At 62.2% G+C, this 19,324-nt stretch carries 15 protein-coding genes; 14 read left to right on the forward strand and 1 reads right to left on the reverse strand.

All coding sequences use genetic code 11. The features are described 5' to 3' along the window. Nucleotides 1-64 precede the first annotated feature (64 nt). From AYR47_RS19685 to AYR47_RS19695, 3 genes are read left to right on the forward strand one after another with little or no spacing between them, the layout of a single operon-like run. A complete protein-coding gene (locus AYR47_RS19685) occupies nt 65-1,294 on the forward strand; it encodes a TolC family protein (protein ID WP_038848472.1) in 1,230 nt (409 codons plus the stop codon). Continuing rightward, nucleotides 1,287-2,465 carry an efflux RND transporter periplasmic adaptor subunit gene (locus AYR47_RS19690; protein ID WP_033898206.1) on the forward strand — a complete coding sequence of 393 codons (1,179 nt, stop codon included), beginning with the start codon at nt 1,287-1,289 and terminating at the stop codon, nt 2,463-2,465. The genes AYR47_RS19685 and AYR47_RS19690 overlap by 8 nt, the downstream gene beginning before the upstream one ends. After that, nucleotides 2,462-5,620 carry an efflux RND transporter permease subunit gene (locus AYR47_RS19695; RefSeq protein WP_061436425.1) on the forward strand — a complete coding sequence of 1,053 codons (3,159 nt, stop codon included), beginning with the start codon at nt 2,462-2,464 and terminating at the stop codon, nt 5,618-5,620. The genes AYR47_RS19690 and AYR47_RS19695 overlap by 4 nt, the downstream gene beginning before the upstream one ends. Here AYR47_RS19695 and AYR47_RS19700 read toward each other — a convergent pair. Beyond that, nucleotides 5,550-6,458, reverse strand: coding sequence for a MurR/RpiR family transcriptional regulator (locus AYR47_RS19700; protein ID WP_010211026.1), 909 nt, complete (start codon nt 6,456-6,458; stop codon nt 5,550-5,552). The genes AYR47_RS19695 and AYR47_RS19700 overlap by 71 nt on opposite strands. Before the next feature lie 284 nt (nt 6,459-6,742). Between AYR47_RS19700 and AYR47_RS19705 the strand changes: the two genes are divergently transcribed. The 11 genes from AYR47_RS19705 (at nt 6,743) to AYR47_RS19750 (ending at nt 19,266) form a co-directional block, all read left to right on the forward strand. Further along, complete coding sequence (locus AYR47_RS19705) at nt 6,743-8,680, forward strand: bifunctional 5-dehydro-2-deoxygluconokinase/5-dehydro-2-deoxyphosphogluconate aldolase (RefSeq protein WP_061436426.1); 1,938 nt, start codon at nt 6,743-6,745, stop codon at nt 8,678-8,680. A gap of 42 nt (nt 8,681-8,722) precedes the next feature. After that, a complete protein-coding gene (gene iolE / locus AYR47_RS19710; RefSeq protein WP_033898211.1) occupies nt 8,723-9,610 on the forward strand; it encodes a myo-inosose-2 dehydratase in 888 nt (295 codons plus the stop codon). Nucleotides 9,611-9,613: 3 nt separating this feature from the next. Next, complete coding sequence (iolB, locus tag AYR47_RS19715) at nt 9,614-10,402, forward strand: 5-deoxy-glucuronate isomerase (RefSeq protein WP_033898212.1); 789 nt, start codon at nt 9,614-9,616, stop codon at nt 10,400-10,402. A 29-nt stretch (nt 10,403-10,431) separates the two neighbouring features. Continuing rightward, entirely contained in the window at nt 10,432-11,247 is an 816-nt protein-coding gene (locus AYR47_RS19720; protein WP_061436428.1) for a TIM barrel protein, read from the forward strand. 10 nt (nt 11,248-11,257) lie between these two features. Then, nucleotides 11,258-13,189 carry a 3D-(3,5/4)-trihydroxycyclohexane-1,2-dione acylhydrolase (decyclizing) gene (iolD, locus tag AYR47_RS19725; protein WP_061436429.1) on the forward strand — a complete coding sequence of 644 codons (1,932 nt, stop codon included), beginning with the start codon at nt 11,258-11,260 and terminating at the stop codon, nt 13,187-13,189. Nucleotides 13,190-13,208: 19 nt separating this feature from the next. Further along, nucleotides 13,209-14,219 (forward strand): Gfo/Idh/MocA family protein, encoded by a 1,011-nt coding sequence (locus tag AYR47_RS19730; RefSeq protein ID WP_061436431.1) that lies wholly within the window; start codon nt 13,209-13,211, stop codon nt 14,217-14,219. Between the two features lie 68 nt (nt 14,220-14,287). After that, on the forward strand, nt 14,288-15,316 hold the full coding sequence (locus tag AYR47_RS19735) for a Gfo/Idh/MocA family protein (protein WP_033898220.1): 1,029 nt from the start codon (nt 14,288-14,290) through the stop codon (nt 15,314-15,316). A gap of 127 nt (nt 15,317-15,443) precedes the next feature. Beyond that, the gene (locus tag AYR47_RS32700) at nt 15,444-15,620 is read left to right on the forward strand and encodes a hypothetical protein (protein WP_167351258.1); all 177 of its coding nucleotides are present in this window, start codon (nt 15,444-15,446) and stop codon (nt 15,618-15,620) included. 48 nt (nt 15,621-15,668) lie between these two features. Further along, on the forward strand, nt 15,669-16,598 hold the full coding sequence (locus tag AYR47_RS19740) for a sugar ABC transporter substrate-binding protein (RefSeq protein WP_033898221.1): 930 nt from the start codon (nt 15,669-15,671) through the stop codon (nt 16,596-16,598). 65 nt (nt 16,599-16,663) lie between these two features. Next, nucleotides 16,664-18,217: a sugar ABC transporter ATP-binding protein gene (locus AYR47_RS19745; protein ID WP_033898222.1), complete on the forward strand. Its 1,554-nt coding sequence runs from the start codon at nt 16,664-16,666 to the stop codon at nt 18,215-18,217. Between the two features lie 26 nt (nt 18,218-18,243). Continuing rightward, complete coding sequence (locus AYR47_RS19750) at nt 18,244-19,266, forward strand: ABC transporter permease (RefSeq protein WP_016975559.1); 1,023 nt, start codon at nt 18,244-18,246, stop codon at nt 19,264-19,266. Nucleotides 19,267-19,324: the final 58 nt, after the last annotated feature.

The following is a 19,324-nucleotide window of genomic DNA, read 5'->3' on the forward strand; positions in this document are numbered from 1 at the left end:
CGGGATGGCTTTGCTGTGGGCCGCGTAATGCGGCGCGCAGCGCAACGGAACAGGAATCTTCAACATGAATCCCCTCTACATGCGCGCCCTGGTGGTGGGCGTGCTGGCGTGGCCGGCGTGGGCGAGTGCGCTGACCCTGGACGACGCCCTGCGCCTGGCGCAGAACAACGCACCGTCGCTCGCTGCTGAGTCGGCCAAGTTGCAGGCCGCGACCCAGGCGGCGATCCCGGCGGGTGAATTGCCCGACCCGAAGCTGGTGGTTGGCCTGCAGAACTTCCCCATCGGTGGGCCCAATCGCGGCACGTTGTATGGCGATGACATGACCGAACAAATGATCGGTATCCAACAGCAGGTGCCCAGCCGCGACAAGCGCAAGGCGCGTATCGAACTGGCCGATGCCACGGTGGAACGCACCGCGGCTGAAGGTCGGATCGAACGCCTGAACGTGCGCCAGGCCACGGCCCAGGCCTGGATCCGTGCCTATGCGGTGGAACGCAAGGAGGCCTTGTTCAAGGACTTCTACCAGCAGAACCGCCTGCTGCAAGACAGCGTGCGTGCGCAACTGGCTGGTGGTCGCGGTCAGCCTTCGGATGCGGTGATACCGCGACAGGAAGCCGCCGAACTGGCCGGGCGTGAAGACGAACTGACCCAGCAACGCGCCCAGGCCCGCGCGGCGCTCAAGCGCTGGATCGGCCCGGCCGCCAATGAAGCACCCAGCGGCCAGCTGCCCAACTGGCCCATCGACGGGCGTTATAACCTGCATCAACACCCTGAGCTACAAGCCTTTGCACCGCGCACCCGCGAAGCCGAAGCGCGGTTGCGCGAAGCCAAGGCGCAAAAGACGTCGGACTGGAGTTGGGAAGTGGACTACCAGCACCGTGGCCGTGAATACGGCGATATGGTCAGCCTGCAATTGAGTTTCGACCTGCCGATCTTCCCCGGTCGCCGGCAAAACCCCGGGATCGCCGCCAAGCAAGCCGAACTGGATCAACTGGACGCTGAGCGCGAAGCGGTCACTCGCGAACACACCCAGCAACTGGATGATGACCTCGCGCAATACCAACGCCTGGACCGCGCCGTGCAGCGCAGCCAGGACAGTCTGGTGCCCCTGGCCGAAGAGAAGGTCGCACTGAGCCTGGCCGGTTATCGCGCTGGCAAGGGTGACTTGCTCAACCTGGTCAGTGCCCGCCGTGAGCTGGTCGAGGCCCGTTTCAAACAGATCGATGCCCTTGAGCAACGTGCCTTGGTTGGCGCGCAGCTGTATTTCGCCTACGGAGAAGCTTCCCATGATTAATCGACTCCTCGCAGTGGCGTTGTTGGGCGGCGGCCTGGGCGCTGGTTACTGGCTGGCGCAGGCACCGGCTCCGGTCGCGGCCATGGCCGACAACAAACCGGCGCTGTACTGGTATGACCCGATGTACCCACAGCAGAAATTCGACAAGCCCGGCAAATCGCCTTTCATGGACATGCAATTGGTGCCGCGTTACGCCGAAGGCGCCGCAGACAGCGCCGCCGTGCAGATTGACCCCCGTGTGGCGCAAAACCTCGGTGTGCGCCTGGCAACGGTCACCCGTGGCGTGTTGGCGTCCACACTGGACCTCTCCGGCATCCTCGCCTTCAATGAGCGCGACGTCGCCGTAGTACAGACGCGGGCCAGTGGTTTTGTCGAGCGCGTGTATGACCGCGCGCCGGGGGACGTGCTCAAGGCCGGCGCGCCTCTGGCTGACCTGTTGATACCCGAATGGGCGGCGGCTCAGGAAGAATTCCTGGCCTTGCGCCGCAGCGCGGATGCGAGCTTGTTGGCGGCAGCGCGTCAGCGTTTGCGCCTTAGCGGCATGCCCGCCGGATTGATCGCGCAAATGGAACGCAGCGGCCGTGCGCAATCAGTAATGACCGTCACCAGCCCCATCGGCGGTGTGGTGCAAACCCTGGACGTGCGCGAAGGCATGACGATGGCGGCGGGGCAAACCCTGGCGCGCATCAATGGCCTGGATCGCCTGTGGTTGCAGGTCGCCGTGCCGCAATCTCAAGGTGCGGACCTGGCTGTGGGGCAGGCGGTGGAAAGCCGCTTTGTCGGGATGCCGGGTCAAGTCGTCAAAGGTGCGGTCAGTGCCATTCTGCCGGCGATTGCCGGCGACAGCCGCACCGTGCAGGTTCGCGTTGAACTGCCCAATACAGACGGCACCTTGCGCCCCGGCATGACCGCCCAGGTGCGTCTGGCGCAATCCTCCCCGCAATCCGTGCTGCAAGTGCCCAGCGAAGCGTTGATCCGTACCGGTAAACGCACGTTGGTGATGCTGGCCGAGGAGGGCGGGCATTACCGTCCGGTGGACGTCGAGGTCGGCGCGCAAAGCCAGGAGATGACGGTGATCCGCAGCGGTTTGCAGGAAGGCCAGCAGGTGGTCGCGTCCGGTCAATTCCTGCTGGATTCTGAAGCCAGTTTGCGCGGGATTATCCAACCATGATCGCCTTATTGATTCGTTGGTCAGTCGCCAACCGTTTTCTGGTAGTGCTCGCAACGTTGTTTGTCACGGCCTGGGGCGTCTGGGCGGTGCAAAACACGCCGGTAGACGCATTGCCGGACCTCTCCGATGTGCAGGTGATCATCCGCACGCCCTATCCCGGCCAGGCGCCGCAGATCGTGGAAAACCAGGTCACCTACCCGATGACCACCACCATGCTTTCGGTGCCGGGCGCCAAGACCGTGCGCGGGTTTTCCTTTTTCGGCGACAGCTACGTCTATGTGCTGTTCGACGAAGGCACCGACTTGTATTGGGCGCGCTCGCGGGTACTGGAATACCTCAGCCAGTTGCAGGCGCGCTTGCCCGCATCGGCTAAACCGGCGTTGGGGCCGGACGCCACTGGCGTTGGCTGGATCTACCAGTACGCATTGGTTGACCGCAGCGGCCAGCATGACCTGGCGCAGTTGCGTGCCTTGCAGGACTGGTTCCTCAAGTTCGAACTCAAGACCCTGCCCAATGTGGCCGAAGTCGCGACCATCGGTGGCCAGGTCAAGCAGTATCAGGTGCAGCTCGACCCGCTGGCCCTGGCCAATCGCGGCATCACCCAGGCACAGGTGGTGGAGGCCATCGGCAAAGCCAACCAGGAAACCGGCGGCTCGGTGCTGAACATGGGCGAATCCGAGTACATGGTGCGGGCGTCCGGCTACCTCAAGTCGCTGCAGGATTTTCGCGGGATTCCTTTGCGCCTGGACGCGAATAATGTGCCCGTGACGCTTGGCGACGTGGCAAGCATTCAGCTGGGCCCGGACCTGCGCCGGGGCGTGAGCGAGCTGGACGGTGAGGGCGAAGCCGTGGGCGGGGTGGTGATCCTGCGCAGTGGCAAGAACGCGCGGGAGGCCATCGCCGCCGTCAAGACCAAGCTTGAGCAACTGAAGAGCAGCCTGCCGCCCGGCGTGGAGATCGTCACCACTTACGACCGCAGCAAACTCATCGACCGCGCCGTGGAAAACCTCCGCCACAAGTTGCTGGAAGAGTTCGTGGTGGTGGCGCTGGTCTGCGGGATATTCCTGTGGCACCTGCGTTCGTCCCTGGTGGCGATCATCTCGCTGCCGGTGGGGGTGTTGATTGCGTTTATCGTCATGCGTTTCCAGGGCATCAACGCCAACATCATGTCCCTGGGCGGCATCGCGATTGCCATCGGCGCGATGGTCGACGCGGCGGTGGTGATGATCGAAAACGCCCACAAGAAAATCGAAGCCTGGCACCACGCCAATCCGGGTCGTGAACTCAAGGGCGAAGACCACTGGAAGGTCATGACCGACGCGGCGGTGGAGGTCGGCCCGGCGCTGTTTTTCTGCCTGTTGATCATCACTTTGTCGTTCATTCCGGTGTTCACCTTGCAGGCCCAGGAAGGTCGGCTGTTCGGTCCGCTGGCCTACACCAAGACCTACGCCATGGCGGCGGCCGCCGGTTTGTCGGTGACCTTGATCCCGGTGCTGATGGGCTACTGGATTCGCGGGCGTATCCCGGATGAGCAGCGTAACCCGCTCAATCGCGGTCTGATCAAGCTCTACCAGCCTGCCCTGGAGGCGGTGCTGCGTCGGCCGCGCCTGACCCTGGTGGTGGCGTTGTTGGTGGTCGCCAGTGCGCTGTGGCCGATCTCGAAACTGGGCGGTGAATTTTTGCCGCCACTGGACGAAGGAGACTTGCTGTACATGCCCTCGGCACTGCCGGGTCTGTCGACGCAAACCGCGGGTGAGTTGCTGCAACGCACCGACCGGCTGATCAAGACCGTGCCGGAAGTCGCCCATGTGTTTGGCAAGGCCGGTCGCGCCGAAACCGCGACCGACCCGGCCCCGTTGGAAATGTTCGAGACCACCATCGAGTTCAAACCCCGTGACCAATGGCGCCCGGGTATGACCCCGGACAAACTGGTGAAGGAACTCGACCGCGTGGTGCAGGTGCCGGGCTTGACCAACATCTGGATTCCACCGATCCGCAACCGCATCGACATGCTTGCCACTGGCGTTAAAAGCCCGGTCGGCGTGAAGGTCGCCGGTACCAGCCTGATGCAGATCGACGCAGTGACCCAGGCGGTGGAAAAGGTCGCCAAGGGCGTACCGGGCGTCAGTTCAGCCTTGGCCGAACGCTTGACCGGCGGGCGCTACATCGACGTGGATATCGACCGGGCAGCGGCCGCGCAATACGGACTGAACATCGCCGATGTGCAGTCGATTGTGTCGGGTGCCATCGGCGGGGAAACCATTGGCGAAACCGTGGAAGGCCTTGCGCGCTTCCCGATCAGCCTGCGTTACCCGAAGGAATGGCGCGACTCGGTGACAGCCTTGGCAAACTTGCCGATCTACACGCCGTCCGGCAGCCAGATCACCCTGGGCACGGTGGCCAAGGTCAAGGTGAGCGACGGCCCACCGATGCTCAAGAGCGAAAACGCACGGCCTTCCGGCTGGGTCTACATCGACGTGCGTGATCGCGACCTGGCGTCGGTGGTGAAGGACCTGCGTGCAGCGATCAACCAGCAGGTGCAATTGCAACCGGGCATGAGCCTCAGCTATTCGGGGCAGTTCGAATTCCTGGAACGGGCCAATCAACGCCTGAAATTGGTGGTGCCGGCGACCTTGCTGATCATCTTCGTGCTGCTGTACCTGACCTTTCGCCGGGCGGATGAAGCGCTGCTGATCCTGGCGACTTTGCCGTTCGCACTGACGGGCGGGGTGTGGTTGCTTTACGGGCTGGGCTTCAACTTGTCGGTGGCCACGGGCGTAGGGTTTATCGCGCTGGCCGGCGTGTCGGCGGAGTTCGGCGTGATCATGCTGCTCTACCTGAAAAACGCCTGGGCCGATCGCAAGGATGGGAACTTGCTGGCCGCCATCACCGAGGGCGCGGTGCTGCGGGTACGGCCCAAGGCAATGACGGTGGCGGTGATCATCGCGGGCTTGTTGCCGATCCTGCTGGACGGCGGCACCGGCAGCGAGGTGATGAGCCGCATCGCCGCGCCGATGATCGGCGGGATGCTCACCGCACCGTTGTTGTCGCTGTTTGTGATCCCGGCGGCCTATCGGTTGATGCTCAGTCGTCGAAGCCAACCTGCTCATGAATCTCATCCACCTTCAACTCCAGCCGGTACGCCACCGCAATAAACAACGCCTGGCACAGGCACAGGGTGGCGCTCAACGAGCGGAAGGCAAACGACGAACCTTCATTCACCAACAGCACCGCGTTCGCCCGCTTGGCCAGGGGCGACAGGTTGCTGTCGGTGATGATCAACGTCTTGGCCTGATGATGCTGGGCAATCCGCAAACAGTGCTGGGTCTCTTTGCCGTAGGGCGTAAAGCTGATGGCAATCACCAAGTCGTTGGCGCGCACGCTGCGCATCTGTTCGCGATAACTGCCGCCCAGTCCTGAGATCAGGTGAATACGCTTGTTGGTGTGCTGCAGGTTGTAGACCAGGTAATCGGCCACCGCAAAAGAGCGGCGCACGCCGACCACGTAGATATTGTCGGCGTTGACCACCAGGTCCACGGCTTTGTCGAACGCGACATCATCCAACTCCAACCCCAGGCGCTCGATACCGGACAAGGTGGCGTTGACGCACTCACGCGCCAGGTCGCCGCCGCTGGCCTTCTGCGACTTGTTGGCGATCATGCTGCGGATGCGCTGCTGGTAGTTCTGCACCGGCGTGGTCTTGTGGGTGTAGGCCTCGCGGAACAACGCCTGCATCTCACTGAAGCCACTGAACCCGAAGCGTTGCGAGAAGCGCACGATGGCCGACGGGTGCACTTCGCACTCGCGGGCTATGTCGCTGATGCGGTCGACCATGATCCGGTCGCTCTGCTGGCTCATGTAGCTGGCGATGCGCTTGAGCTGGCGTGGCAGGCTCTCGTATTCGTCGGTGATCAGCTGCAACAGGCGCTCGGCATTGATCGGAGGGCTGGCGATAGTGTCTTCCAGGGTGGTCTCGGGATCGGTGCGGGACATGGGCAATCCTTCTGGCGTTTTTGTCTGTTGCGCTGATGGGTGGCGCAAGTCTACAGGGTAGGCGCAAAAAAATACCCCGGCATCACGGCCGGCGTGGCCTGCTGAAACGATGCACTGTCGTGGGATGGCCCCTGTACAAGCTTAATGGAAAAAATATTCCAATGAAAAAATATATGGAATAAATATTGATTGGTGTCGCCGGACGTTCTAGTCTGCTCCCACCAAGAGCGTTTGCCGTCGCCACGTCGGTGCAACGCAGGCTGATAAAAATAACAGGAGCCAGCATGGGCCAGACTCGTTTTGCCAGTGGGCGTCAATTGGATCTGATTTGCCTCGGGCGCCTGGGCGTCGACCTCTATGCGCAGCAAGTGGGTGCGCGGCTTGAGGACGTGTCCAGCTTCGCCAAGTACCTCGGCGGTTCTTCCGCCAACATTGCCTTCGGCACCGCCAGGCTGGGGCTCAAGTCGGCGATGCTGAGCCGGGTCGGTGACGACCATATGGGGCGCTTCCTGGTGGAGTCCCTGGCCCGTGAAGGCTGTGACGTCAGCGGCATCAAGGTCGACCCGGAACGCCTCACCGCCCTGGTGTTGCTCGGCCTCAAGGACCGCGAAACCTTTCCCCTGGTGTTCTACCGCGAAAACTGCGCCGACATGGCCCTGCGCGCCGAAGACATCAGCGAAGCCTTTATCGCCTCCAGCAAGGCGCTGCTGATCACCGGCACGCATTTCTCCACCGACGGCGTGTACAAGGCCAGCATCCAGGCCCTGGACTACGCGGCCAAGCACAACGTCAAGCGCGTGCTGGATATCGACTACCGCCCGGTGCTGTGGGGCCTGGCGGGCAAGGCCGATGGTGAAACCCGGTTTGTCGCTGACCAGAATGTCAGCCAGCACGTGCAGACCATCCTGCCGCGCTTCGACTTGATCGTCGGCACCGAAGAAGAATTCCTCATCGCGGGCGGCAGTGAAGATTTACTCGCCGCATTGCGCAGAGTGCGTGAACTGACCCCGGCGACCCTGGTGGTCAAGCTCGGCCCGCAGGGTTGCACGGTCATCCACGGCGCCATCCCGGCGCGCCTGGAAGACGGCGCCATCTACCCCGGTGTGCGGGTTGAAGTGCTCAACGTATTGGGCGCCGGCGATGCGTTCATGTCGGGTTTCCTCAGCGGCTGGATCAACGACGCGAGTGACGAGCGTTGCAGCCAGTTGGCCAATGCCTGCGGCGGCCTGGTCGTCTCCCGCCACGCCTGCGCGCCGGCCATGCCGACGCCGGCGGAGCTGGAATACCTGTTCAACAGCCCCGTGCCGATTACCCGCCCGGATCAGGACGTGACCCTGCAACGCCTGCACCGCGTGACGGTGCCGCGCAAGGCTTGGAAACAACTGTTTGTGTTTGCCTTCGATCACCGCTGGCAACTGGTGGACCTGGCGCAAAAGGGCGGCCAGGACCCGGCGCGCATCAGCGATGCCAAGCAACTGTTTATCCAGGCCATCGAACGCGTCGAGAAAAAACTCGCCGAGCAAGGGGTGGAGGCCGACGTCGGCCTGCTCGCCGACCAACGCTTCGGCCAGGACGCGCTCAACGCCGCCAGTGGCCGTGGTTGGTGGATCGCGCGCCCGGTAGAAGTGCAAAACTCGCGCCCCCTGGCGTTCGAACACGGGCGTTCAGTGGGCAGCAACCTGATCGCCTGGCCCCAGGAACAGATCATCAAGTGCCTGGTGCAATTCCACCCGGACGACGAACCGATGCTGCGCCTGGAACAGGAAGCACAACTCAAGGCGGTGTACGAGGCGTCGATTGTCAGTGGCCATGAACTGCTGCTGGAAGTCATTCCGCCCAAGGATCACCCGTCCACCTACCCGGACGTGCTCTACCGCAGCCTCAAGCGCCTGTACAACCTGGGTATCTACCCGGCGTGGTGGAAGATCGAGGCGCAATCGGCCGAAGACTGGAAAAAGCTCGATGAACTGATACAGGAGCGCGACCCGTATTGCCGTGGCGTGGTGTTGTTGGGCCTGAATGCGTCGGCTGAATTTCTCGCCGACGGTTTCCAGCAGGCCAGCCAGAGCACCACCTGCCGAGGCTTTGCCGTCGGCCGCACGATCTTCCAGGAACCCAGCCGCGCGTGGATGGCGGGGGAGATTGATGACGAGACCTTGATCCAGCAGGTGCAGGGTACGTTCGAGCAATTGATCAATGCCTGGCGCAGCGCACGCGGCTGAACCGCTTTCCGGCAACTTTGAAAAACAATAAAAGGTGCAGCCATGCCCGCAATCCGAATTGGCATCAACCCGATCTCCTGGAGCAACGACGACCTGCCGGCCCTGGGCGGTGAAACGCCCTTGAGCACCGCCCTGAGCGAAGGCAAGGAAATCGGCTACGAAGGTTTTGAACTCAACGGCAAATTCCCCAAGGACGCCAAGGGCGTCGGCGATGTGTTGCGCCCCTATGACCTGGCGCTGGTTTCTGGCTGGTACTCCAGCCGCCTGGCCCGGCGCTCGGTGGCCGAAGAAATCGAGGCCATCGCCGGGCATGTCGAGTTGCTCAAGCACAATGGCGCCAAGGTCTTGGTCTACGGCGAGGTGGCCGATTCGATCCAGGGCTCGCGCATCCGCCTGATCGAACGCCCACGTTTTCACAGCGAACAGGCCTGGCAGGACTACGCCGACAAGCTCACTGAACTGGCGCGCTTCACCCTGTCCCAGGGCGTGCGCCTGGCGTACCACCACCACATGGGCGCTTATGTTGAATCCCCGGAAGACATCGACCAACTGATGCGCCGCACCGGTCCTGAAGTCGGCCTTCTGTTCGATTCGGGCCACTGCTACATGGGCGGCGGTGAGCCTATCGAGGTGCTGCGCAAACACATCGACCGCATCTGCCATGTGCATTTCAAGGACGTGCGCAAACCTGTGGTGCAGTTGGCGCGCAACCAGATGTGGAGTTTTCCCGACTGCATCGTCAACGGCACCTTCACCGTGCCCGGCGATGGCGACATCGACTTCGCGCAATTGCTTGATGTGCTGCTGGCCGCGCAGTACGAGGGCTGGCTGGTGGTGGAAGCCGAGCAGGATCCGGCGGTGGCACCCAGCTATATCTATGCGAAAAAAGGCTACGACACCCTGCGTGCGCTTCTCAACGAGAGGACTTGAGTGATGAGCTTGTTGGTCAAAAGCAGTAAACGCGGCCAGACCATGGTCGCCCTGGAAGCCGGGCGCCTGGAGTACGTGGGTTTTTGCGCCTACCGCCTGAGCCTGGGGGAAACCCTGCCGGTCAGCGCCGGTGATAAAGAACTGTGCCTGGTGCTGCTCAGCGGCCGGGTGAACATCGAAGGCGAAGGCTTCAACTGGCAGAACCTGGGCGATCGCCAATCGGTGTTTGAAGACAAATCCCCGTTCGCCGCCTACCTGCCGCCGGGCACCGATGCCCAGGTCACCGCGTTGAGCGACGTACAGATTGCCGTGTGCGCCGCGCCGGGCGCAGAGGGCTACGAACCTCGCCTGATCCGCCCCGAAAACTGCAAGCGCAGCGTTCGCGGCAAGGGCGCCAACACCCGCTACGTGTGCGACATCCTGCCCGACAGCGAGCCGGCCCACTCGCTGCTGGTGGTGGAAGTGCGTACGCCGTCCGGGCATTCGTCGAGCTACCCGCCGCACAAGCACGACACCGACGACCTGCCGCACCAGAGCTTCCTGGAAGAAACCTACTACCACCAGATCAACCCGCCCCAGGGCTTCGTGTTCCAGCGCGTCTACACCGACGACCGCAGCATCGACCAGGCCATGGCCGTGGAAAACAGCGACCTGGTGGTGGTGCCCAAGGGGTATCACCCAGTCAGCGTGCCCTATGGCTACGAATCCTATTACCTGAACGTGATGGCCGGCCCCAAGCGTGCCTGGCATTTCCACAACGACCCGCAGCACAGCTGGCTGCTGGACCTCTAATCAGCGGTTTGGACGGAGAACAACAATAAATGAAGTCGCCTCTACGTTTCGCCCTTAACCGCATGGTTGCTCCCCATCTGTCCCTGCCGGATTTCATCCAGTTGGCTGCAACGCTCAAGTGCGATGCCATCGAGATCCGCAATGACCTGGCCGACAAGCAGATCGAGTTCGGCACCCCGGCCAGCCGCGTGCGTGAACTGTGCGCGGTGCAGGGCATCACCGTGCTGTCGATCAACGCGCTGTACCCCTTTGATATGTGGAACGACGAACGCCGGGCCCAGGCGATCAAACTGGCGACCTACGCCCGTGAATGCGGGGCCCAGGGCCTGGTGATGTGCCCGCTCAATGAGCCGGGCGACACGCGCAACGAAGCCCAGCGTGCCGCCGGTTTGCGCACGGCCTTGAGCGAGCTGGCGCCGATCCTGCGCGACTACGGGATTCTCGGCTTTATCGAGCCCCTGGGTTTTGAAGAATGCGCCCTGCGGCGCAAACGCGTGGCGGTGGAGGCGATCAAGTCCATCGGCGGCCTGGATGTGTTCCGCCTGGTGCACGACACCTTCCATCATCACCTGGCCAGCGAACACGAGTTCTTTCCGGAACTGACCGGGCTGGTGCATATCTCCGGCGTGGACGATAGCGAGGCGCCGCTGAATTCGATTCGCGACGGCCACCGCGTGTTGGTGGGCGAGGGTGACATCCTGGGCAACGCCGTACAGATCGACACCTTGCTCAGCACCGGCTACAGCGGCTACCTGTCGTTCGAACCGTTTGCCGAGAGCGTGCATGCATTGGCGGATATCCAGCAGGCGTTGGGGGCAAGCATCGCCCACCTGCAGAAACGATAAGGGGCGCGAGATGACCACCACACGATTGACCATGGCCCAGGCCCTGGTGAAGTTCCTGGATAACCAATACATCGAAGTCGACGGCGTGCAGAGCAAGTTCGTCGCCGGGGTGTTCACGATTTTCGGCCACGGCAACGTGCTGGGGCTGGGGCAGGCCCTGGAACAGGACGCCGGCGACCTGGTGGTGCACCAGGGCCGCAACGAGCAGGGCATGGCCCATGCCGCCATCGGTTTCGCCAAGCAGCACCTGCGACGCAAGATCTACGCGTGCACGGCCTCCGTCGGTCCAGGCGCCGCCAACATGCTGACCGCTGCCGCGACCGCCACGGCCAACCGCATCCCGTTGTTGCTGTTGCCCGGAGATGTGTACGCCAGCCGCCAGCCTGACCCGGTGCTGCAACAGATCGAGCAGTTCCACGACTTGAGCATCAGCACCAACGATGCCTTCCGTTCGGTGAGCAAATACTGGGACCGCATCAACCGCCCCGAGCAGTTGATGACCGCCGCCATCCACGCCATGCGCGTGTTGACCGACCCGGCCGAGACCGGCGCGGTGACCCTGGCATTGCCCCAGGATGTGCAGGCCGAGGCCTGGGATTATCCGGATTACTTCCTGCAGAAACGCGTGCACCGCATCGACCGTCGTCCGGCCACGGCTGCGATGATCAGTGATGCACTGGCGGCGTTCCGCGGCAAGCGCAAGCCGCTGATCATCTGCGGTGGCGGGGTGAAGTACTCCGGCGCCAATGCCGCGCTGCAAGCCTTTGCCGAACGCTTTGAGATTCCCTTCGCGGAAACCCAGGCGGGCAAGAGCGCCGTGGTGTCCAGCCATCCGCTGAACGTCGGCGGGATTGGTGAGACCGGCTGCCTGGCGGCGAACCTGCTGGCGCCCGAGGCTGACCTGATCATTGGTATCGGCACGCGCTACACCGATTTCACCACCTCATCCAAGTCGTTGTTCAAGCACGCCGACGTCAAGTTTCTCAACCTCAATATCAGCCCCTGCGACGCGCTGAAACTGGACGGCGTGCAGGTGTTGGCCGACGCCCAAGTCGCCCTGGAAGCACTGGCGGATGCCCTGGGCGATTACCGTTCCGGCTGGGGCGGACAGATCAGCGAGGCCAAGGCGCAGTTGGAGGCCGAAGTGGATCGGGTGCATCAGGTCGAATATGCCGGCGACGGTTTTGTGCCTGAGGTCGACGACCTCCTGGACCGCGCGGTGCTGCGTGAATTTATCGAGCTGACCGGCTCGTGCCTGACCCAAAGCCGCGTGCTGGGCGTGCTGAATGAAACCCTGGCCGACGACGCCATCATCGTCGCCGCCGCCGGCAGCCTGCCCGGTGATTTGCAACGCGCCTGGCGCAGCAAGGGCGTGAACACCTACCACGTCGAGTACGGTTATTCGTGCATGGGCTACGAGATCAACGCCGCCTTGGGCGTGAAACTCGCCGAACCGAGCAAAGAGGTCTACGCCCTGGTCGGTGACGGCTCCTACATGATGCTGCACTCGGAGCTGGCTACCTCGATCCAGGAGCGCCGCAAGATCAACGTGGTGCTGCTCGACAACATGGCGTTCGGCTGCATCAACAACCTGCAGATCGGCAACGGCATGGACAGCTTTGGCACCGAGTTCCGCTACCGCAACCCCGAGAGCGGCAAGCTCGACGGTGGCCTGGTGCCGGTGGACTTCGCCATGAGCGCGGCGGCCTATGGCTGCAAGACCTACAAGGTCAGCAGCGTGGAACAGTTGCGCGCCGCGCTGGCCGATGCGCGTACGCAGACGGTGTCGACGCTGATCGACATCAAGGTGCTGCCTAAAACCATGATCCACGGCTACCTGTCGTGGTGGCGGGTGGGCGTGGCGCAGGTCTCCACCAGCGAGCGCACAAATGCCGCCGCGAAAAAACTCAATGAACACCTGGCGAAGGCCCGGCAGTACTAATAAAAAGAGGAGTGTTTGTATGTCTTTGAAGCTCGGTGTCATCGGTACAGGCGCTATCGGCCGGGACCATATCCGTCGTTGCAGCCAGACCTTGCTCAACAGCCAGGTAGTAGCGGTGACCGACATCAACCTGGAGCACGCCGCCAAGGTGGTGGCTGACTTGAATATCAGTGCCGAGGTATACGCCGACGGCCATGCGCTGATCAATTGCCCGGAAGTCGAAGCGGTACTCGTCACCTCCTGGGGGCCGAGCCACGAAGAGTTCGTGCTCGCCGCCATCGCCGCCGGCAAACCGGTGTTCTGCGAAAAACCCCTGGCGGTCACCGCCGAAGGCTGCCGCAAGATCGTCGATGCCGAAGTGGCGTTCGGCAAGCGCCTGGTGCAAGTCGGTTTCATGCGCCCGTACGACGAAGGCTATCGCGCCCTCAAAGCCGTGATCGACAGCGGACAGATCGGCGAGCCGCTGATGCTGCACTGCGCGCACCGCAACCCGACGGTGGGCGAGAACTACAAGACCGACATGGCGATCACCGACACCCTGATCCACGAGCTGGATGTGTTGCGCTGGCTGCTCAACGACGACTACGTGTCGGTGCAGGTGGTATTCCCGCGCAAATCCAGCAAGGCCCTGGCCCACCTGCGCGACCCACAGATCGTGCTGCTGGAAACCGCCAAGGGCACGCGCATTGATGTGGAAGTGTTCGTGAACTGTCAGTACGGCTACGACATCCAGTGCGAAGTGGTGGGGGAGACCGGCATCGCCAAGCTGCCGGAGCCGTCCCAGGTGCAACTGCGCAGTGGCGCGAAGCTGTCCAACGCGATCCTGATGGATTGGAAGGACCGGTTTATCGGGGCCTATGACGTGGAGTTGCAGGCGTTTATCGACAGCGTACGTGCCGGCCAGGTCGGTGGGCCCTCGGCCTGGGATGGCTTTGCCGCGGCGGTGGCGGCGGATGCGTGCATCGAGGCGCAGAACAGTGAGCAGATTGTGAAGGTGAGCCTGCCGGATCGTCCGCACTTCTACGGCTGATCACCATCGCACAGGTGGAATGCAATCAGTGTGGGAGCGGGCTTCCACTTCAATTGAGGAGTATATGTATGCGAATTGGATTGGTCGGCTACGGCCACGGAGGGCGCTTCTTTCATGCGCCGCTGATTGCAACACTGCCCGGCGCTACGTTTGTTGGCGTGGTGACACGCTCGCCGGAGCGCCGACAGCAATTGAACACGGACCTTCCCGGTGTAAAGGCCTTCGACTCCATCGGCCAGATCGTCGAGGCCGGTGTCGACGCCCTGGTCATCTCCACCACCCTCAAAGGCCGCCCGGCCCTGGTGCTGGAGGCCATCGAACACGGTGTCACCGTGGTCAGCGACAAACCCTTCGCCGCCAACGCCGAACAGGCCCAGGCGCTGATCACTGCCGCCGAGCGCCAGGGCACGCTGCTCAGCGTGTATCAGAACCGGCGTTGGGATTCGGACTACCTGACCCTGCGCAAGCTCATCGATGCCGGCGCCCTGGGCAAGATCACCCGTTTTGAATCCCGTGTGGAACGCTACAGCCCGCAGGCCGTGGGCAACGCCAGCGGTGGCGGCTGGCTGCGCGACCTGGGCAGCCATTTGGTCGACCAGGCGTTGCAACTGTTCGGCCCGGTGGATCGGGTGTTTGCCCAGCTGCATTACACCGCCGAACACCCCACGGTGGATCACGGTTTCTTTGTCTCTCTGACCCATGCCAATGGTGTGATCTCACACCTGTGGGGCAACGCCTTGCAAAACAGCCAGGCGCCGCGTTTTCGCGTCAGTGGCAGCGCAGGTTGCTACACCGTCGAAGGCCTGGACGGTCAGGAAGAGGCGCTAATGGCCGGCAAATCGCCTAAAACCGAAGGCGAACACTGGGGCGCCGAAGAGCATCGACGCTGGGGCTGGTTCGAGCAAAGTGCGGAGCGTGAGCGAGTCCCTTCGGAAAAGGGCTGCTGGACGCAGTTCTATCGGCAGTTGCAGTTGGCGGTACAAGGGCAGGGACCCTTGCCGGTGGACGCCTATGACGCCCTGGAAACCACCCGTATATTGGACGCCGCACGGCTCAGCGCCGAGCGCCAGCAGGTGGTTTCAACAAAAATAGAATAAAATTCTAAAACAGGTTGATATGGAAATTATTTTCCAATAAAGTCTTTTCCAGGTTGCATAAAGTACGTTCGGGCTCGATCCGGGCGACTCAACAAAAACAAGATCAAAAACAACCAGGTACCGTCAGATGAAAATCTTCAACGCTGTACTGCGAGTTTTACGCCCTGCCAAAGCGCCACGCGGTCTGCCCCGCGCCCGGCCGTTCTACTTCTCCTTCCTTAATGTGCTGTGCGTCGAAAACAAAGGCGCGCTGCTGTGCTGCATTCCCGGTGCACCCGTCGTCCGGCTGCCTGCCGAGCTCTGATAAACGCAACGTCCAAAAAACCAACAAGAAAGTGGAGACAGACCGTTCATGAAGACCCCGATCCGTTTTACCGCCCTGGCCTTGTCCATGCTGCTCGCCAGCGGTGTTGCCTCGGCTGCTGATCTGAAGATAGGCGTGAGCATGTCCGCCTTCGATGACACCTTCCTGACCTACCTGCGCGAAGACATGGACAAGCAGGCCAAGTCCTATCCCAAGGGCGATGGCGTGCAATTGCAGTTCGAAGACGCGCGTGCCGACGTGGTCAAGCAACTGAGTCAGGTCGAGAACTTTATCAGTCAGAAAGTCGACGCGATCATCGTCAACCCGGTAGACACCGCGTCGACGGCCAACATCATCAAGGCCGCCACCGCAGCAAAAATCCCGCTGGTGTTTGTCAACCGTCGTCCTGACAGCCCGACATTGGCCCCAGGCGTCGCGGCAGTGACGTCCGACGACGTCGAGGCCGGCAAGTTGCAGATGCAGTACATCGCTGAAAAGCTCGGCGGCAAAGGCAACATCGTGATCCTGCTGGGCGACCTGGCGAACAACTCCACCACCAACCGCACCAAGGGCGTGAAGGAAGTCCTGACCCAGTACCCCGGCATCAAGATCGAACAGGAACAGACCGGTATCTGGCTGCGTGACAAGGGCATGACCCTGGTCAACGACTGGCTGACCCAGGGCCGTGAGTTCAACGCGGTGTTGGCTAACAACGATGAAATGGCCATCGGCGCGTCCATGGCCCTGAAGTCTGCGGGGAAGAAGGGCGTGTTGATCGCCGGTGTCGATGGCACGCCGGATGGACTGAACGCGATCACCAAGGGTGACATGACCGTGTCGGCCTTCCAGGACGCCAAGGGTCAGGCCGACAAGTCGGTGGAGACGGCGCGCAAGATGGCCAAGAACGAGCCTATCGAGCAGAACGTGGTGATCCCGTTCCAGCTGATCACTCCGGACAACGTCAAAGACTTCAAATAGTCCCTACATAACAACAATAAGCCGGCAGGGCGGTCGTGCCCGCCCTGCCGATGGAGTACCTCCCTATGCTCGCTCAAGCGACTGTCTCGCAGCCTCCCGGTATCCAGCCCCAGCCGCTGGAAGAACCCTACCTGCTGGAAATCGTCAATATCAGCAAAGGCTTTCCCGGCGTCGTGGCCCTGGCCGACGTGCAATTGCGGGTGCGCCCTGGCACCGTGCTGGCGCTGATGGGCGAGAACGGTGCGGGCAAGTCGACGCTGATGAAAATCATCGCCGGCATCTACCAGCCCGACGCCGGGGAAATCCGCCTGCGTGGCAAGCCGATCGTGTTTGAAACACCCCTGGCGGCCCAGAAGGCCGGGATCGCGATGATCCACCAGGAACTCAACCTGATGCCGCACATGAGCATCGCCGAGAACATCTGGATCGGCCGCGAGCAGCTCAACAGCCTGCACATGGTCAACCACCGCGAAATGCACCGCTGCACTGCCGAATTGCTGGCGCGCCTGCGCATCAACCTGGACCCCGAGGAACACGTGGGCAACCTGAGCATCGCCGAGCGGCAGATGGTCGAGATTGCCAAGGCGGTGTCCTACGACTCCGACATCCTGATCATGGATGAGCCGACATCGGCCATTACCGAGAAGGAAGTGGCCCACCTGTTTTCGATCATTGCCGACCTCAAGTCCCAGGGCAAAGGCATCGTCTACATCACCCACAAAATGAACGAAGTGTTTGCCATCGCCGATGAAGTGGCGGTGTTCCGAGACGGCCACTACATCGGCCTGCAGCGCGCCGACAGCATGAACAGCGACAGCCTGATCTCGATGATGGTCGGCCGTGAACTGAGCCAGTTGTTCCCGGTGCGCGAGACGCCCATCGGCGACCTGTTGCTGACGGTGCGCGACCTGACGCTGGACGGCGTGTTCAAGGACGTGTCGTTCGACCTGCACGCCGGCGAAATCCTCGGTATCGCCGGCCTGATGGGCTCGGGCCGTACCAACGTGGCAGAAACCATTTTTGGCATCACCCCCAGCAGCAGCGGCCAGATCACCCTGGATGGCAAGGCGGTGCGCATCACCGACCCGCACATGGCCATCGAAAAAGGCTTCGCGCTGTTGACCGAGGATCGCAAGCTCAGTGGCCTCTTCCCGTGCCTGTCGGTCCTGGAAAACATGGAAATGGCGGTGTTGCCGCACTACACCGGCAACGGCTTTATCCAGCAGAAGGCCCTGCGCGCGCTGTGCGAAGACATGTGCAAGAAGCTGCGGGTGAAAACCCCGTCCCTTGAGCAGTGCATCGACACCTTGTCCGGCGGTAATCAGCAGAAGGCCTTGCTGGCGCGTTGGCTGATGACCAACCCGCGCCTGCTGATCCTCGATGAACCCACCCGTGGCATCGACGTGGGCGCCAAGGCGGAGATCTACCGATTGATCTCATTCCTCGCCAGCGAAGGCATGGCGGTGATCATGATTTCCTCCGAATTGCCCGAAGTGCTGGGCATGAGCGACCGGGTCATGGTGATGCACGAAGGCGAATTGATGGGCACCCTGGACCGTAGCGAAGCGACCCAGGAAAAAGTCATGCAGTTGGCCTCCGGGATGACGGCAGTCCACTGACGTACAGAATAAGAAGGTGATTGGCTATGAATGCAATAACGGACAACAAACCTGCGACGGTGCCCACTAAAAGTCGTCGACGCATGCCCACCGAGCTGAGCATCTTCCTGGTGCTGATCGGTATCGGCCTGGTCTTCGAGCTGTTTGGCTGGATCGTGCGGGACCAGAGTTTCCTGATGAACTCCCAGCGCTTGGTGCTGATGATCCTGCAAGTATCGATCATCGGCCTGCTGGCGATCGGCGTGACCCAGGTCATCATCACCACGGGGATTGATCTGTCCTCCGGCTCGGTGCTGGCGCTGTCGGCGATGATCGCCGCGAGTCTTGCCCAGACTTCCGACTTTTCCCGTGCGGTGTTCCCGAGCCTGACCGACTTGCCGGTATGGATCCCGGTGGCGATGGGGTTGGGCGTGGGGCTGCTGGCGGGGGCGATCAACGGCAGCATCATCGCCGTCACCGGCATCCCGCCGTTCATTGCGACCCTGGGCATGATGGTCTCGGCCCGTGGCCTGGCGCGTTACTACACCGAAGGCCAGCCGGTGAGCATGCTCTCTGACTCGTACACGGCCATCGGCCATGGTGCGATGCCGGTGATCATCTTCCTGGTGGTAGCGGTGATCTTCCATATCGCCCTGCGCTACACCAAGTACGGCAAGTACACCTACGCCATCGGCGGCAACATGCAGGCGGCGCGTACCTCGGGCATCAACGTCAAACGCCACTTGATCATCGTGTACAGCATCGCCGGCCTGCTGGCAGGTCTTGCTGGCGTGGTGGCCTCGGCACGTGCCGCCACCGGCCAGGCCGGCATGGGCATGTCCTATGAGCTGGATGCGATTGCGGCGGCGGTGATCGGCGGCACCAGCCTGGCGGGCGGAGTAGGGCGCATCACCGGCACTGTGATCGGCGCGCTGATCCTTGGGGTGATGGCCAGCGGGTTTACCTTTGTCGGGGTGGACGCGTATATCCAGGACATCATCAAGGGCCTGATCATCGTGGTGGCGGTGGTAATCGACCAGTATCGCAACAAGCGCAAGCTAAAGCGCTGAAGCGCAGCGGCAAGCTTTAAGCCTCAAGCTGCAAGCAGGGCGAGTGTTTGCAGCTTGT

Source organism: Pseudomonas azotoformans (assembly GCF_001579805.1).
Taxonomy (GTDB): domain Bacteria; phylum Pseudomonadota; class Gammaproteobacteria; order Pseudomonadales; family Pseudomonadaceae; genus Aquipseudomonas; species Aquipseudomonas azotoformans_A.